Source organism: uncultured Arthrobacter sp. (assembly GCF_947493765.1).
Classification (GTDB): Bacteria; Actinomycetota; Actinomycetes; order Actinomycetales; family Micrococcaceae; genus Arthrobacter_D.
Genome location: NZ_CANLSZ010000001.1, coordinates 525313 through 541791, shown reverse-complemented (window position 1 = coordinate 541791; position 16479 = coordinate 525313). Strand labels below are relative to the sequence as shown.

The following is a 16479-nucleotide window of genomic DNA, read 5'->3' as shown; positions in this document are numbered from 1 at the left end:
GCACGGCGGAAGGGCGACAGATGACGAACACCACCCAGGACGCACCACCGGGGGACGGCCGGGCCGGCGAGGAGTCCCTGCCCGTCCTGTCCCGCCGTGTCCCCTTCGGGGTCCTGCTCGTGGGCACGGGCCTCGTCGGGTGGCTGGCCGCCGGCATCCTCATCCTGGAGAAGCTCGAGCTCTTTCGGAACCCGGATCACGTGACCAGCTGCGACATCAACCCCTGGGTGTCCTGCGGCCGGGTCATGGAGACCTGGCAGTCCGAGCTGTTCGGCTTCCCGAACCCGTTCATCGGTCTCGTGGGCTTCGGTATCGTCATCACCACCGGCGTCGTGCTCCTCGCCGGAGCGCGCCTGGCGGACTGGTACTGGCTGGGCCTCCAGCTGGGTGTGACCCTCGGATCGGTCTTCACCGCATGGTTGTGGAGCCAGGCCCTGTTCGAGATCTACATCCTCTGCCTGTACTGCATGGTCGTCTGGGCCGCCATGATCCCGCTCTTCATCCTCACCACCGTCAGGAATCTGGTCCACGGCGTCATTCCCGCACCACGCGCTCTCACCCGCTGGGTCGCGGCGTGGGCGGGGCCCCTCATCGCGGTGAGCTACATCTTCGTCGGAGCCTCGGTGTTCTTCCGGTTCCTCCACGTCTTCACCGGATAGCCGGGAGAAGCGTTCACCACAGGCGGCTGGTCGTCTCCGACACGAAGCCGCGCCCGTCCGAGAACCAGTGGATGGTGGGACTGTTGCGCGCGCTGGGCGTGGTCAGTTCGGCGAACAGATCGGCGTTGAAGCGATTGCTCAGTTCCGGGGAGCTCAGCTGCGTCTGCCGCGTGATCACGAACACCGGCCCCTTGAGGCCCCTGCTCTGGATGGACAGGTGCACCTCCGCATGCTGGTCGAGGCGTGCCTTGATCGCCCCGATCGCAGCCTGCACATCGGCGTCGTCGTCCCAGACGGCAGCGTGCTGATCCACGAAGAGCCACGCCATGCGCTTCCACGTCCTGTTCCTGCCCCTACCCTGCCGCCCGCGGGGAGGGGCGGCACCCACCCGCGCGGGCGTGCGGGACTGACCAAGCAAAACACCGGTGCGCCCGACCGATCAAGCCCCCTTCGCCGCGTGCTGCGTCTGCTCGATCCGTGCCGTGCGTTACCCCCATTTGGTCACAGGTCGATAACAACGGCCGGGCCTGCCACAGATGGTTACCCTTTGCCCGTCCACTGCACCTAGGCTCTAGCTCATGTGAGTGGCGTCACCCAAGAGGTTGCGCGTCGGCTGTCATGCAACACCGCGTGACGTTGGAACCACACGACGAAGAAGGAGGCGGAATGCGTTTCACACGTACTTCCAGAGCGGTGGGAGTTGCCGCAGTAGCAGCCCTGGCACTGAGTGCCTGCGCTGCCGATACGGGGACGGATTCGTCCGACGGCGGAGACGACGGCGAGGCGACGGGCGGAAATGTACGCGTCGTCGAGGTGAACGCCTTCAGCTCGTTCAACTCGAACACGTCCGAGGGCAACGTCGACATCAACGGCAAGATCGCCTACGCGACCCACGCCGGGTTCGTCTACGTGAACAACGACCTGGAGGTCGTGCAGAACGAGGACTTCGGCACCATGGAAGTCCTCTCGGAGGATCCCCTGAGCGTGAAGTACACGGTCAACGAGGACGTGAAGTGGTCCGACGGCGAACCCGTGGACGGCGGCGATCTGCTGCTGACCTGGGCCATCGGCTCCGGCTACTTCGACGACGCCAAGACCGACGACGCCGGCGAGCCGGTCTCCGGGACCACCTACTTCGACTACGCCGGTGACACGAGCGGCCTCGCGCTGACCGAGCTGCCCGAGATCGGCGAGGACGGGCGCTCCATCACCCTGAACTACTCGGAGCCCTACGCCGACTACATGGTGGCTTTCGGCGACATGACGGGCGAGGCGGGCATCTCCACTCCGGCGCACGTCGTGGCGGAGAAGGGCGGCCTCGCGGACGAGGACGCGCTGATCGAGCTCATCCAGACCGCACCGGCCGGGGATCCCGAGAACCCGGAGGAGCGTCCCGAGGTCCAGGACCTCGCGGACTTCTGGAACGCCGGCTTCGACACGAAGTCGCTGCCCGAGGACGAGAGCCTGTATCTGTCGAACGGGCCGTTCATCGCCTCCAGCATTACACCGGACCAGTCGATGACACTGGTGCGCAACGAGGACTACACGTGGGGCCCGGAGCCGAAGGTGGACGAGATCACCGTGCGCTACATCGGTGAGGCCCCCGCGCAGATCCAGGCGCTGCAGAACGGCGAGGTGGACATCATCGCCCCGCAAGCCTCGGCCGACACGGTGGAGCAGCTCGAAGCGCTCGACGGCATCACGGTGGAGCAGGGCAACCAGCTCTCCTACGACCACCTGGACCTGAACTTCGACGGTGTGTTCAAGGACGCCGATGTGCGCGAGGCCTTCATGAAGACGGTGCCGCGCCAGCAGCTCGTCGACACCATCATCAAGAAGATCAACCCCGACGCCGAGCCGCTGGATTCCCAGCTGTTCCTCACGGACCAGGCGGCCTACGAGGAGGCGGCCAGCAGCAACGGTTCGGACGCCTACGCCGAGGTGGACATCGAGGGCGCCAAGGAGCTGCTCGACGGGGCGACCCCCGAGGTGCGCCTGATGTACAACCGGGACAACCCGAACCGCCTGAACTCCTACACCCTCATCGCGGAGTCCGCGGCGAAGGCCGGCTTCAAGGTGGTCGACGGCGGGCTCGGTGCCTCCGACTGGGGTGCAGCGCTGGGCAACGGGACCTACGACGCGACCATCTTCGGCTGGATCAACTCGGGTGTCGGCGTGGCGGGTGTGCCGCAGATCTTCAAGTCCGGCAGCGGCTCGAACTTCAACGGCTTCTCCAGCCCCGAGGCCGACGAGCTGATGAACGAGCTCATCGTCACCACCGACGAGGCCGAGCAGGACGCCCTGCAGGTGCAGATCGACAAGCTGATCTGGGACTCGAAGTACGGTATCCCGCTGTTCCAGGTGCCCGGTGTCGACGCCTACAGCGACAACATCTCGGGTGTCGAGTACATGCCGAACCAGATGGGTATCTGGTGGAACTTCTGGGACTGGTCGGTCGTCCAGTAGGGAATCCGTAGCACCCAGCTCCACCAGCTCGTGAAAGGCGCCGGGACAGGCATCCGCCCGTCGCGGCGCCTTTCGCGCGCACGCACCGCAACGCCCCATCGCGACGAGGTCGCCCTGCCAGGTGGCATCGTGCGACACGTCGGAGGATCCCCCGAGGTGACCTCGCCGCGCGCGGCACAGCCTGAACTACACTTCAGCAACAGCTCGGGAACCACCACCCGCATCCAGGATTGAGGCTCGAAACCCATGGTCACCTACATCGTTCGGCGTCTGGTGACGGCCGTCCTGATCCTGTTCGGCGCATCGTTCGTCGTGTATCAGCTCACGGCCCTCTCGGGAGATCCCCTCGAGGATCTCCGCGGCAGCAATGCGCCGAACCGGGATCAGTTGATCCAGGCACGGACGGAGCTGCTCGATCTCAACACGCCGGCGCCGCTGCGGTACTTCGGCTGGCTGGCCGGAGCGGCCAAGTGCCTCGTCCCGTTCGCCGCCACCTGCGACCTCGGCTCGAGCATCCAGGGTGAGGCCGTCACGACGGCGCTCTCACGGGCCATGGGCAACACCATCACGCTCGTCACCACCGCCACCATCCTCGCCATCATCATCGGCGTCTCCCTCGGCATCATCACGGCGCTGCGCCAGTACAGCGGCCTCGACTACGGCGTGACGTTCATGTCCTTCCTGTTCTTCTCCCTGCCGATCTTCTGGCTCGCCGTGCTCCTCAAGGAGTTCGGAGCCATCGGCTTCAACAACTTCCTCGCCGATCCCGACATACCACCCCTGACCATCCTGGTGGTGGCACTCGCCAGCGGTCTGATCTGGGCCCTGTTCGCCAGCAAGTCCTGGAAGCGCAAGGGCGTGGCGTTCGTGCTCGGTGCCGTCATCGCCGCGGCGCTGCTCTTCCTCCTCGACCTCGTCGACTGGTTCTCGGATCCCGGACTCGGACCGATCGTCATCCTCATCACCGGGGTGGGGATCGCCCTGGGCGTCGTCCTGCTCACCGCGGGCCTGAGGAACCGCAAGGCGGTGTACGCGTCGCTGGCCATGGTCGGTGTGGGCCTCGTCGCCTACTACGTGGTCAATCCGATCCTGACCGCCGCGACCATCTGGATGATCATCGCCTTCGGACTCGTCATGGTGCTCGTGGGTCTGCTCGTCGGCTACCTCATGGGCGGCTACGACCGCGGGCAGAGCATGCGCGCGGCGGCGCTGACCGGCGTCCTGATGGGACTGGTGATCGTGGTCGACCGGTTCATGGTCACGTGGCCCGCCTACGTGAGCAACCCGCGGGTCCGCGGCAGGCCGATCGCCACGGTCGGGGCGCAGACGCCGGGGCTGGACGACTCGTTCTGGATCAACGGGCTCGACACCTTCACCCACCTGCTCCTGCCCACCCTGGCACTGCTGCTCGCGTCCCTGGCGAGCTACAGCCGGTACTCGCGCGCCTCGATGCTCGAAATCATGAACATGGACTACATCCGGACGGCCCGCGCGAAGGGCCTCAGCGAGCGCACCGTGGTGATGCGGCACGCCTTCCGCAACGCCCTCATCCCGCTCGCCACCCTGGTGGCCTTCGACATCGGTGCGCTGATCGGCGGAGCGATCATCACGGAGCAGGTCTTCGCCTTCGCGGGCATGGGACAGCTCTTCGTGCAGGCACTCCGCCGGGTCGATCCCGATCCGATCATGGGCTTCTTCCTCGTCGCCGGCATCCTGGCGCTGGTCTTCAACCTCGTGGCCGACATCGTGTACTCGTTCCTCGATCCTCGCGTAAGGGTAAAAGCATGACGACGCAGAGTCCCTCGGACTTCCCACTGCACGCACAGTCGACCGCCACGGGGCCGGTGCATCCGGATGCGGACGCCGAGTCGACCCCCGCGGGCGAACCGGAGCAGGAGAGGAAGGGTCTCTCCCAGGGCCAGATCGTTCGCAAGAAGTTCTTCGACAACACGGCGGCGATCATCAGCCTCGTCATCTTCGTCGTCATCTTCCTGCTGGCCTTCACCTCGGTGGGGTTCGCCGGCATCCCCGGCTGGTGGAAGTACAACCACACGGAGTTCGTCCCACTGCTCGACGGCGGCGCACCCACCGTCACCGGCCCGTTCAGCTGGGGGGAGCACCCCTTCGGCCAGGACTCCATCGGCCGTGACTACTTCGCCATGACCATGCGCGGTACGCAGAACTCCATCATCATCATGTTCCTCATCGGAGCCCTCGCGGGACTCGTCGGCGTGGTGATCGGGGCCTGCTCCGGCTACTTCCGCGGGTGGCCGGAAGCGGTCCTGATGCGCTTCACGGACATCATCATCATCATCCCCGTGGTGCTCGCGGCCGCGACGCTCGGCGAGGCCGTGACCCGCTTCGTGGGTCCGGGGGGCCAGATCTGGCTGCTCGGCCTCTTCCTCGGCCTCGTGCTCTGGACCGGGCTGGCCCGGCTGGTGCGCGGCGAGTTCCTGACCCTGCGTGAGCGGGAGTTCGTCGATGCCGCGAAGATCGCTGGCGCGTCCAACAGCCGCATCATCTTCAAGCACATCCTTCCCAACGCCGTCGGGGTGATCATCGTGAACACCACGCTGCTCATGTCCGCGGCGATCCTCCTCGAGACCGCGCTGAGCTACATCGGCTTCGGCGTGAAGGCTCCGGACGTCTCGCTCGGGCTGATCATCAGCCAGAACCAGGAAGCCTTCCAGACCCGCCCCTGGCTGTTCTGGTTCCCGGGCCTGTTCATCGTGCTGATCTGCCTGTGCATCAACTTCATCGGGGACGGCCTGCGGGACGCGTTCGATCCGCGGCAGAAGAAGTTCAGGGCGAGCCGCGTCAGGAACGCCGGGAAGCCGGTGTCGGCGTGAGACGGAGCCTACAGACCGACGGCGAGCGTCCAGGTGGCAGCCGCCGCCAGGAGGACCGCCGTCACCACGAGCCGCCAGTGCCAGGAGCGCTGCGGGAGCGAGGGCCGGTCGAGGTCGAGGGCGCCGTTCTCCACCAGCTCCTCCCAGCGCGAGCGCACCAGGTAGGCCGCGTAGCCCGAATCGGTGTTCTTCAGGTCCCCGGGACGGATCGACTGCCCGGGACCGTAACTCATCGACGGCAGATTGGTCACGTGTTCCGGCTTCCCGGCGTGGGTACCCCACACGCCGGGCGCGGGGGCTGCCCAGGCCGTGAAGGCCCCCGAGGGCGTCACCAGCTTCAGCGCGTACTTGGTGTCGACGTCGATCAGTGCCTCCCAGGGGACATGGATCGTCGCGAGGGGGTTCCGCACCGTGACGCCGTCATCGGCGACCACCACCGTGGGGTACCAGAACAGCCACCAGCCCACCAGGGCGATGCCGAGCAGGGGCCAGCCCACGAGCAGGCCGCCCGGCCCCTCGGTCGCGACCACGGACGCCAGCGCGCCGACGGCGACGACGACGGCCAGACCTGTGAACCAGCTGCTGGTGCGCGGTCTGAAAACGGTGGCCCCGGCCATGCCCTGCGTGCTCGTCATGCCTCAATAGTCCCAGCGAAACGCCGGCGCGCGGCAATCCAGGAGACACCGCTGCACCGCGGCGTCTCCCTCACCAAGGAGATCCCCTCATGAGCACTCAGGTCATCGGCGGCACCGGCGCGGGTCGCCCCGCGTCCCAGGGGCCCGTCCTCGAGGTCCGTCACCTCAGCGTGGACTTCGGCGTCGACAAGGAGTGGGTGCCCGCAGCCATCGATCTCAGCTACGAGGTCAACGCCGGTGAGGTGCTCGCGATCGTGGGGGAGTCGGGCTCGGGCAAGAGCGCCAGCTCGATGTCCCTGCTCGGACTGCTCCCGGAGAACGCCCGCGTGACCGGTGAGGTCATGCTGAACGGGAAGTCCGTGCTGACCATGTCGCCGGCGCAGCTGCGGCAGATCCGCGGCAACGATGTCGCGGTCATCTTCCAGGAACCCATGACGGCCCTGAACCCCGTCTACACCGTGGGCTTCCAGATCGTGGAGACCCTCCGCCTGCACAACGCCATCTCGCCGGACGAGGCCCGGGAGCGTGCCATCCGCATGCTGCAGCTGGTCGAGTTGCCGGACCCCGAGAAGGCCTTCCGCTCCTACCCGCACCAGCTCTCCGGGGGCCAGCGCCAGCGCGCCATGATCGCGCAGTCGCTCTCGTGCGACCCGAAGCTCCTGATCGCCGACGAACCGACCACGGCACTCGACGTCACCGTGCAGGCCGAGATCCTCGACCTCATGCGCAATCTGAGGACCCAGCTCAACAGTGCCATCGTCCTGATCACGCACGACATGGGCGTGGTGGCCGATCTCGCCGACCGCATCGCGGTCATGCGCCAGGGCCGGATCGTGGAGACCGGCACAGCGGACCAGGTGTTCAACGACCCGCAGCACGAGTACACGAAGGCGCTCCTCGCCGCGGTGCCCCACCTGGGGCAGGGGGACGGGGCCGACGACGTCGACATCACCGCGGCGCTGGCGGCCGCGACCCACGGAGAACAGCAACCGGAGGAGCCCGCGGGAACCGGCCACGGCGCACATGCGGCGTCGCCCACTGTCACCACCACCGAGGCCACCGCCGGTACCACCACCGGTACCAGCGCCGAGGCCCGGCCCACGAGCGAGGCGATCCTCGAGCTGGTCGACGTCGCCATCGAGTACCCGAAGCAGGGCCGCGTGCCGGCCTTCCGCGCCGTGGAGGGCGCCAATCTGACGGTGTACCCCGGTCAGGTGATCGGTCTCGTGGGGGAGTCCGGGTCCGGCAAGACCACGATCGGACGAGCAGCCGTGGGTCTCCTCCCCGTGGCCGCCGGGTCGCTGAAGGTGGTCGGCACGGACATCACCGGCTTCCGGCCCACCTCGAAGGAACTGGGGAAGGTGCGGCGTGACGTGGGAATGGTGTTCCAGGATCCGTCCTCCTCCCTGAACCCGCGCCTGCCGATCGGTGAGAGCATCGGCGAACCGATGTTCCTGGCGAAGGAGGCGAAGGGCGCGGCGCTGCAGAAGCGCATCGAGACCCTCCTGGACCAGGTGGAGCTGCCGCGCTCCTACCGCAACAGGTACCCGCACGAACTCTCGGGCGGCCAGAAGCAGCGGGTCGGGATTGCCCGTGCGCTCTCGCTCAGGCCGAAGCTGATGGTGGCCGACGAACCCACCTCGGCGCTGGACGTCTCCGTCCAGGCCAAGGTGCTCGAACTGTTCCAGAACCTGCAGCGCGAACTGGGCTTCGCGTGCCTGTTCGTGACCCACGATCTCGCCGTGGTCGACGTGCTCGCCGACTACATCTGCGTCATGAAGCGCGGACGGATCGTGGAGCAGGGATCACGCGACCAGATCCTGCGGAGCCCGAAGGATCCCTACACGCAGCGACTGCTGGCCGCCGTGCCCCTGCCGGATCCCGAGAAGCAGCGGGTGCGCCGCGAACTGCGTGCCGAGCTCATGGCCTCGACCGACTGACCGGCCCGGTGGGCGCCTCTCGGTTGCATTCCCCGCAACACGATGCGTCCACCGTCCTCCTGCGCTCCGTGCGGCCCCGCTGCGGATCCCTCACGGGATCGGGCGTTATCGAAGCGTGATCCTCGCGAGCCGTCCCGCGCAAGGACGCGAGAGGTGGAGGTTCTCCGGCCCTCCTGGCGCCTCCCGCGAGGGGTCCGCTTCGGCGTGATGCGGCGTGATGTTCGGCGCGGCAACGGAACGGGCATATGATCTTGCCCTGTGAGGTGGCTCTCCCCAGTGGAGGGCGACCGGACCGGCTGCATCGACGCCGGGAGAAACCAATACCAAGGAGGCGGAATGCGTTACACGCGCAGTTCCACAATGCTCAGCGTCGCGGCCATCGCCGTCCTCGCACTGAGTGCATGCGGCTCGGACACGGATTCCAGTTCGGACGGGGGCGGCGGCGGCGACACCGAGGCCGTCATCGTGGTGGACGGCTCGGAGCCCCAGAACCCGCTGATCCCCACCAGCACCAACGAGGTGGGCGGCGGAGCCATCCTCGATCTCGTCTTCGCCGGTCTGGTGAGCTACGACGCGGACGGCAAGTCCCAGAACGAGGTGGCCGAGTCCATCGAGACCGAGGACGCCCAGAACTACACGATCACGCTGAAGGAGGGCAAGACCTTCACCAACGGTGATCCGGTCACCGCGAGCTCGTTCGTCGACGCGTGGAACTACGGCGCCGCCGCGAAGAACGCACAGCTCTCCAGCTACTTCTTCGAGAGCATAGAAGGCTACGACGAGGCCAGCGCCGAGGGCTCCACGGTGGAGACCATGAGCGGCCTCGAGGTCGTCGACGATCAGACCTTCACCGTCAAGCTGGCCCAGCCCGAGTCCGACTGGCCCCTGCGCCTGGGCTACAGCGCCTTCTACCCGCTGCCCGCCGTCGCCTTCGAGGACACGGCCGCGTTCGGCGAAAACCCGATCGGCAACGGGCCCTACATGTTCGCCTCCGACGGCGCCTGGCAGCACAACCAGCAGATCGAACTCGTCCCGAACGACGAGTACGAGGGTCCGCAGGAAGCCCAGAACGGCGGCATCACGTTCAAGATCTACCAGAACGACACGACGGCCTACCAGGACCTGGTCTCGGACAATCTCGACGTCCTCAAGACGATCCCCACGTCCGACATCAAGAACTTCAAGAACGACCTGGGGGAGCGCTCCATCGAGTCGCCCTACGCGGGCAACCAGACCATCGCCATCCCGTACTACCTCCCGAACTGGGACGGCGAGGCCGGCAAGCTCCGCCGGCAGGCCCTGTCCATGGCGATCAACCGCGACGAGATCACCGAGGTGATCTTCAGCAACGGCCGCGAGCCCGCGAAGGAGTTCACCGCGCCCGTTCTCGACGGATTCAACCCCGACCTGCCGGGCAGCGAGAATCTCGAGTTCAACCCCGACGAGGCGAAGAAGCTGTGGGAGCAGGCGGAGGAGCTCGAGCCCTACGACGAGTCCGAGCCCCTGACGATCGGTTACAACGCCGACAAGGGTGACCACAAGACGTGGGTCGAGGCCGTGGTGAACAACATCAAGAACAACCTCGACATCGAGATATCCGGCAAGCCGTACGCGACCTTCAAGGAAGCCCGCACCGACGCCACGGACGAGAAGCTCACCGGTGCGCTGCGTTCCGGTTGGCAGGCCGACTACCCGTCGCTGTACAACTTCCTCGGACCGATCTACGCCACCGGCGCCGGTTCGAACGATGCCCGCTACAGCAACCCCGACTTCGATGAGAAGCTGACCGAGGGTCTCGCGGCCGACTCCGTCGAGGAGGGCAACGAGATGATGAACGAGGCCCAGGAGATGATCCTGGAGGACCTCCCGGCCATCCCGCTGTGGTACCAGGTTGCCCAGGGCGGCTGGAGCAACAATGTGGACGGTGTGGAGTTCGGCTGGAACGGCGTCCCGCTGTACTACGCCATCACCGGCAAGTAGCCCATTGCGGTCAGGGGCCCGCCCGCACCGGGCGGGCCCCTTTCCGTGCCCCGAAGCAAAGGTTCCACTTTCCCCATGAACAATGACCACCCGCGTCCCGTCCGGACGCGTCCCCTGCCGGGAGGAGCGCACCGATGACCTGGTACATCGTCCGACGCTTCCTGCAGATGATCCCCGTCTTCCTGGGGGCCACCCTCCTGGTGTACTTCCTCGTCTTCAGCCTCCCCGGCGACGCCACCGCCGCCATCTGCGGGGACCGCGGCTGCACCCCCGCCGTCGTCGCCGGCCTGCGTGAGCAGTACAACCTCGACGAGCCCTTCTTCGTCCAGTACCTGCTCTATCTCAAGGGCGTGCTCACCTTCGACCTCGGCACCAACTTCTCCGGGCGCCCGATCGCCACGATCATCGCCGAGGTCTTCCCGACCACGGCGAAGCTCGCCCTCATGGCGCTGGTCCTCGAAGCCGTCTTCGGGATCGTCTTCGGCCTGGTCGCCGGTCTGCGCAAGGGGAAGCTGTTCGACTCCTCGGTCCTCGTGCTCTCCCTCGTCGTCATCGCCGTCCCCATCTTCGTGCTCGGCTTCCTGATGCAGTTCCTGATCGGGGTCAAGCTGCAGTGGACCAACCCGACGGTCAGCGGCGACGCGACCTTCACGGAACTCCTCCTGCCCGCCGTGGTGCTCGGACTCGTGTCCTTCGCCTACGTCCTGCGCCTCACCCGCACCAGCATCATCGAGAACGTCAACGCGGACTACGTGCGGACCGCGACGGCGAAGGGACTGAGCCGCAAGCGCGTCGTCGTCGTGCACGTGCTGCGCAACTCGCTGATCCCGGTCGTGACCTTCCTCGGCGCCGATCTCGGCGCACTCATGGGCGGCGCGATCGTGACCGAGGGCATCTTCAATGTGAACGGGGTGGGCAACACCCTGTACCGTGCCGTGCTCAACGGCGACGGACCGATGGTCGTCTCGATCGTCACCTTCCTGATCCTCATCTTCGTGCTCGCCAACCTGCTGGTGGATCTCCTCTACGCGTGGCTGGACCCAAGGATTCGATATGCCTGAACCAACACCCTCCATCCCCACCGGGCCATCCGCCCCCGTGACGCGCACCAAGACCTCCGCGTACGAGATCGAACACTTCGTGGCGGATCCCGACGAGACGCCGATCAAGGCCACCGACAGTACCGTGACCGACGACGCCCCCCGCAGCCTGTGGGGCGAGGCCTGGCGCAGCCTGCGACGGCAGCCGCTGTTCATCCTCAGCGCCATCCTGATCCTGGCGGTCATCTTCGTGGCACTGTTCCCGGGTGTCTTCACCGACGAACCACCCAACGAGAACTGCCTGCTCGAGAACTCGGACGGCGGACCCGCTCCGGGCCATCCGCTGGGCTTCACCGTGCAGGGCTGCGACATCCTGTCGCGCGTGGTGTACGGCACCCAGTCCTCCCTGACGGTCGGCCTGTTCGCCACCATCGGCGTGGTGATCATCGGCGGACTGATCGGTGCCTTCGCGGGGTTCTTCGGCGGCTGGGTGGACGCCATCCTGGCGCGACTCGGTGATATCTTCTTCGCCCTCCCGCTGATCCTCGGCGCGATCGTGGTGGTACAGCTGCCCGTCTTCCAGCAGAACCGCAACGTGTGGACGCTCGTGGTCATCCTCGTGGCCTTCGGGTGGCCGCAGATCGCACGCATCACCCGGGCGGCGGTCATCGAGGTGCGGAACGCGGACTTCATCACGGCGGCGCGCTCGCTCGGGGTGTCGCCGCTGGGTGCGCTCGTCAAGCACGCGATCCCCAATGCGCTGGCACCCGTGATCGTCATCGCGACGATCTCCCTGGGTACCTTCATCGTGGCGGAGTCGACGCTGTCCTTCCTCGGCATCGGGTTGCCCCCGAACGTCATGTCCTGGGGCAACGACATCTTCGCCGCGAAGCCCTCCCTGCGGAGCAACCCCATGGCCATCTTCTGGCCCGGGCTGGCTCTGTCGATCACCGTTCTGAGCTTCATCATGCTGGGCGACGCCCTGCGTGACGCTCTCGACCCGAAGGCACGCAAACGATGAGCCACAGTATCGGCATGGACGACGTCCGCGGCAGCACGCCGCGACCCGGCGCGGATGATGCAGTGCCCCTGCTCGAGCTGCGCGATCTCGCCATCACCTTCGCCACCTCGAACGGCGACGTCGAGGCGGTGCGCAACGCACACCTGACCGTGATGCCGGGGGAGACCGTCGCCATCGTGGGGGAGTCGGGGTCGGGCAAGTCGACGACGGCGCTCGCGGCCATCGGCCTCCTGCCCGGCAACGGACGGGTCTCCAACGGCAGCATCATCTTCGACGGCGAGGACATCACCCGCGCCTCCCGGAAGCGGATCGTGGAGCTGCGGGGGTCCTCGATCGGCATGGTGCCGCAGGACCCGATGTCCAACCTGAACCCGGTGTGGAAGATCGGCTTCCAGGTCCGGGAGACGCTGCGGGCCAACGGCCTGCCCAGCGGCCCCCAGGACGTGGCGAAGGTACTCGAGGAAGCGGGTCTGCCGGATGCCGAGTCCCGCGCCAACCAGTACCCCCACGAGTTCTCGGGGGGCATGCGCCAGCGTGCGCTGATCGCGATCGGCCTGTCCTGCCGGCCGCGCCTGCTCATCGCCGACGAGCCGACGTCGGCGCTGGACGTCACCGTCCAGCGCCAGATCCTCGACCACCTCGACACGATGACCGAACAGCTCGGCACCGCCGTCCTGCTCATCACGCACGATCTCGGCCTCGCCGCGGAACGCGCGCACAAGGTGATCGTGATGTACCGGGGACAGGTCGTGGAGGCGGGCCCCGCCCTGGAACTGCTGACCAACCCACGCCACCCGTACACGCAGAAGCTCGTGGCGTCGGCACCGTCCATCGCCTCGCGGCGCATCGCGTCGGCGAAGAAGGCGCACGTGGTGACCGGGGACGACCTGGCTCCCGCCGTGCCCGTCGACGCGGCGAAGGACTCCGTGATCGAGGTGTCGGACCTCACCAAGGTCTTCAAGCTGCGGGGCAGCTGGGGCAGGTCCACCGACTTCACCGCGGTGGACGACGTGTCCTTCTCGGTCCAGCGGGGCACCACCACAGCTGTGGTGGGCGAGTCCGGGTCGGGCAAGTCGACGGTCGCGAAGATGGTCCTGGGACTCGAGGACGCGACGTCGGGCAGCATCCGCTTCGACGGCGTGGACATCACCACCCTGGGCCGGAAGGACCTGTTCGACTTCCGCCGGAGGGTCCAGCCGATCTTCCAGGATCCCTACGGGTCCCTCGACCCGATGTACAACATCTACCGGACCATCGAGGAGCCCCTGCGGGTCCACGGTATCGGCGACTCGAAGAGCCGCGAGAAGAAGGTCCGCGAACTGCTCGACCAGGTGGCGCTGCCGTCCTCGATGATGCAGCGGTTCCCGAACGAGCTCTCGGGCGGACAGCGGCAGCGCGTGGCGATCGCCCGCGCGCTGGCGCTGGACCCCGAGGTGGTCATCTGCGACGAGGCCGTCTCCGCCCTCGACGTGCTGGTGCAGGCACAGATCCTGAATCTGCTGGCCGATCTGCAGTCCGAGCTCGGGCTGAGCTATCTCTTCATCACCCACGACCTGGCGGTGGTGCGGCAGATCGCCGACCACGTCGCCGTCATGGAGAAGGGGCGCCTCGTGGAACAGGGCACCACGGACGAGGTGTTCGACAACCCGCAGACCGCGTACACGCAGGCCCTGCTGGCGGCCATCCCGGGTGCCGGTCTGGAGCTGCCACCCGAGGCAGCCTGATTCCGGTCCGGTCCACCGGCCGGACGGGTCGACACGTGCTGCTGAGCGGCCCCCGATGCCGGGGGCCGCTCAGTGCCCTGTCCGGAGGAGGGGCCGCCGTAGCAGGAGAAAGAGGCCCCGAGTGTAACGATTGGGCTGTCACTGATCGGCGCGCCTCCCCATTCCGACGCGGGCGCCATATCCTTACGCTTCCAGCCCTCCGTAGGGTTTCCTGAGAGATGACCGCGGGTATCCGGGCCTCATCCGCGCCTGGAGAGCGCCCGCCCCACCTCCCGGATCGTGGCCTCCTCTGTACTCTGGATAGCTGACCTCAGGTCCGAAGCCCGGATCGCAGCCCTGTGCCAGAGGCACGTCGCACGTCAGAAGGAGAACATCCGTGAGTATCAAGTCCCGGGACGAGGCTGTCGCCAGTCCGCCCCAGCAGACGGCGGAGGAGCGGGAACGCCCCGCCCGGAGAGCACGACTGGCCCTGCCCGTCTTCATCCCTGCCTCCGTCCTGATCGTGGTCTTCGTGGCCTACGCGCTCATCGCCCCCGACTCCGCCGCCGCTCTCTTCGCGGGTATCCAGGAGAACGTGATCGGTGCCTTCGGCTGGTACTACGTGGCCCTCGTCGCCTTCTTCGTCATCTTCTCCCTGTGGGTCGGATTCAGTCGCTACGGTGATATCCGGCTGGGCAAGGACGATGACAAGCCCGAGTTCTCCACGATGTCCTGGTTCGCCCTCCTCTTCGCCGCAGGTATGGGCATCGGCCTCGTGTTCTGGGGCGTCGCAGAACCGCTGAACCACTTCGCGAGCCCACGTCCCGGTGTCACCGGATCGGAGGTGGAGCTCGGCCAGCAGGCCATCACGCAGACGTTCCTCCACTGGGGGCTGCACGCCTGGAGCATCTACGTGGTCGTCGGGCTGTCCATCGCCTACGCCGTGCACCGCCGCGGCCGCCCCATCTCCATCCGCTGGACCCTCGAGCCGCTGCTCGGTGATCGCGTCAAGGGCGGCTGGGGCCACGCCATCGACGTCGTCGCACTCGTGGGCACGCTGTTCGGTGTGGCCACCTCGCTGGGCCTCGGTGTCCTCCAGATCTCCTCGGGCCTCGACAGCGCCGGTATCCTCGCCGCGACCAAGGCCACCCAGGTGGGTCTGATCCTGGCCATCACGGCACTGACGATCCTCTCGGTGGTCTCCGGGGTGGGCAAGGGCATGAAGTGGCTCTCCAACATCAACCTCGTCCTCGCGGGCGTCCTGCTGCTCGTGGTGCTCTTCGCCGGGCCCACCCTCTTCCTGCTGCGCGAGTTCGTCCAGTCGATCGGCAACTACCTGCAGAACGTCGTCGGCCTGACCTTCAACACCCTCGCGTTCGCCGGGGCCGAGGGCGAAGCCTGGCAGGCCGCGTGGAGCACCTTCTACTGGGGCTGGTGGATGTCCTGGGCCCCGTTCGTGGGCATCTTCATCGCCCGTATCTCCAAGGGCCGCACGGTCCGCGAGTTCGTGGCCGGTGTGCTGTTGGTCCCCACCACGCTCGGGTTCCTCTGGTTCGCCGTGCTCGGCGGATCGGCCATCTACCGCGAGATCTTCGGGCAGGGTGGCCTGGTGGCCGACGACGGGTCGGTGGACACCGAGAACGCCCTGTTCGGACTGCTCACCGATCTCCCGGGTGGACCGGCGCTCCTGATCGGGGCGATCATCCTGATCGCCATCTTCTTCATCACCTCCGCCGACTCCGGGGCGCTCGTCATGAGCATGATCTCCACCGGCGGCGACGCCAATCCCCGGAACTGGGTGCGTGTGTTCTGGGCCGTACTGGCATCCCTCGTCGCGACGTCCCTGCTGCTGGTGGGCGACACCGGACTGAGTTCCATCCAGACGGCCGCGATCCTGACGGCCCTGCCCTTCAGCATCGTGATGCTGCTCATGACCGTCGCAACGGCGAAGGCCTTCCACCGCGAGCACCGTGCCAAGGAGGCAGCCCTGCAGCGGGTGGCCACCACGGCGATGGCCGAGCGCGTCAGCGACCAGGTCAGCGAGTCCATGTCCGGGCAGGTGGAGCGGCAGGTGCAGGAGCACCTCGCCGACTACTCCGCGGAGACCCTGCGGGCCGGTGGCGAGACACCGACGCCCGGTGCTCCGCGGAAGCCGCGGCGCTACCCGCACAGCTGACACACACGCA

12 protein-coding genes are annotated in these 16479 nt (G+C 67.1%); 10 read left to right on the top strand and 2 right to left on the bottom strand.

The features are described 5' to 3' along the window. Positions 1–20 precede the first annotated feature (20 nt). Positions 21–659 (top strand): vitamin K epoxide reductase family protein, encoded by a 639-nt coding sequence (locus Q0747_RS02490; RefSeq protein WP_298251664.1) that lies wholly within the window; start codon positions 21–23, stop codon positions 657–659. Positions 660–672: 13 nt separating this feature from the next. Here the strand turns inward: Q0747_RS02490 and Q0747_RS02485 are convergent, their stop codons facing one another. Further along, positions 673–987: a hypothetical protein gene (locus Q0747_RS02485; RefSeq protein WP_298251663.1), complete on the bottom strand. Its 315-nt coding sequence runs from the start codon at positions 985–987 to the stop codon at positions 673–675. 338 nt (positions 988–1325) lie between these two features. Here Q0747_RS02485 and Q0747_RS02480 point away from each other — a divergent pair, with 338 nt between their 5' ends. From Q0747_RS02480 to Q0747_RS02470, 3 genes are all read left to right on the top strand, one after another. Beyond that, a complete protein-coding gene (locus Q0747_RS02480) occupies positions 1326–3125 on the top strand; it encodes an ABC transporter family substrate-binding protein (protein ID WP_298251662.1) in 1800 nt (599 codons plus the stop codon). Between the two features lie 246 nt (positions 3126–3371). Then, entirely contained in the window at positions 3372–4913 is a 1542-nt protein-coding gene (locus tag Q0747_RS02475; RefSeq protein WP_298251661.1) for an ABC transporter permease, read from the top strand. After that, entirely contained in the window at positions 4910–5974 is a 1065-nt protein-coding gene (locus Q0747_RS02470) for an ABC transporter permease (RefSeq protein WP_298251660.1), read from the top strand. Before Q0747_RS02475 ends, Q0747_RS02470 begins: the two co-directional genes overlap by 4 nt. An 8-nt stretch (positions 5975–5982) precedes the next feature. Here Q0747_RS02470 and Q0747_RS02465 read toward each other — a convergent pair whose 3' ends face one another. Then, positions 5983–6609, bottom strand: a complete 627-nt coding sequence (locus tag Q0747_RS02465) for a PH domain-containing protein (RefSeq protein WP_298251659.1) — start codon at positions 6607–6609, stop codon at positions 5983–5985. An 89-nt stretch (positions 6610–6698) separates the two neighbouring features. Here Q0747_RS02465 and Q0747_RS02460 point away from each other — a divergent pair, with 89 nt between their 5' ends. From Q0747_RS02460 to Q0747_RS02435, 6 genes are all read left to right on the top strand, one after another. After that, complete coding sequence (locus Q0747_RS02460) at positions 6699–8549, top strand: ABC transporter ATP-binding protein (RefSeq protein WP_298251658.1); 1851 nt, start codon at positions 6699–6701, stop codon at positions 8547–8549. Between the two features lie 336 nt (positions 8550–8885). Beyond that, positions 8886–10529 carry an ABC transporter substrate-binding protein gene (locus Q0747_RS02455; RefSeq protein WP_298251657.1) on the top strand — a complete coding sequence of 548 codons (1644 nt, stop codon included), beginning with the start codon at positions 8886–8888 and terminating at the stop codon, positions 10527–10529. Between the two features lie 134 nt (positions 10530–10663). Further along, on the top strand, positions 10664–11590 hold the full coding sequence (locus Q0747_RS02450; RefSeq protein ID WP_298251656.1) for an ABC transporter permease: 927 nt from the start codon (positions 10664–10666) through the stop codon (positions 11588–11590). Beyond that, positions 11583–12590 carry an ABC transporter permease gene (locus Q0747_RS02445; RefSeq protein WP_298251655.1) on the top strand — a complete coding sequence of 336 codons (1008 nt, stop codon included), beginning with the start codon at positions 11583–11585 and terminating at the stop codon, positions 12588–12590. Before Q0747_RS02450 ends, Q0747_RS02445 begins: the two co-directional genes overlap by 8 nt. A 14-nt stretch (positions 12591–12604) precedes the next feature. Continuing rightward, positions 12605–14314, top strand: a complete 1710-nt coding sequence (locus Q0747_RS02440) for an ABC transporter ATP-binding protein (RefSeq protein WP_298251760.1) — start codon at positions 12605–12607, stop codon at positions 14312–14314. Positions 14315–14777: 463 nt separating this feature from the next. Then, positions 14778–16469 (top strand): BCCT family transporter, encoded by a 1692-nt coding sequence (locus tag Q0747_RS02435; protein ID WP_298251759.1) that lies wholly within the window; start codon positions 14778–14780, stop codon positions 16467–16469. Positions 16470–16479 lie beyond the last annotated feature (10 nt).

Coding starts and splice junctions, on each gene's coding strand:
- Q0747_RS02455 (WP_298251657.1), top strand. CDS start 8,886: ATGCGTTACACGCGCAGTTCCACAATGCTCAGCGTCGCGGCCATCGCC.
- Q0747_RS02460 (WP_298251658.1), top strand. CDS start 6,699: ATGAGCACTCAGGTCATCGGCGGCACCGGCGCGGGTCGCCCCGCGTCC.
- Q0747_RS02480 (WP_298251662.1), top strand. CDS start 1,326: ATGCGTTTCACACGTACTTCCAGAGCGGTGGGAGTTGCCGCAGTAGCA.
- Q0747_RS02475 (WP_298251661.1), top strand. CDS start 3,372: ATGGTCACCTACATCGTTCGGCGTCTGGTGACGGCCGTCCTGATCCTG.
- Q0747_RS02485 (WP_298251663.1), bottom strand. CDS start 987: ATGGCGTGGCTCTTCGTGGATCAGCACGCTGCCGTCTGGGACGACGAC.
- Q0747_RS02440 (WP_298251760.1), top strand. CDS start 12,605: ATGGACGACGTCCGCGGCAGCACGCCGCGACCCGGCGCGGATGATGCA.
- Q0747_RS02465 (WP_298251659.1), bottom strand. CDS start 6,609: ATGACGAGCACGCAGGGCATGGCCGGGGCCACCGTTTTCAGACCGCGC.
- Q0747_RS02470 (WP_298251660.1), top strand. CDS start 4,910: ATGACGACGCAGAGTCCCTCGGACTTCCCACTGCACGCACAGTCGACC.
- Q0747_RS02490 (WP_298251664.1), top strand. CDS start 21: ATGACGAACACCACCCAGGACGCACCACCGGGGGACGGCCGGGCCGGC.
- Q0747_RS02450 (WP_298251656.1), top strand. CDS start 10,664: ATGACCTGGTACATCGTCCGACGCTTCCTGCAGATGATCCCCGTCTTC.
- Q0747_RS02445 (WP_298251655.1), top strand. CDS start 11,583: ATGCCTGAACCAACACCCTCCATCCCCACCGGGCCATCCGCCCCCGTG.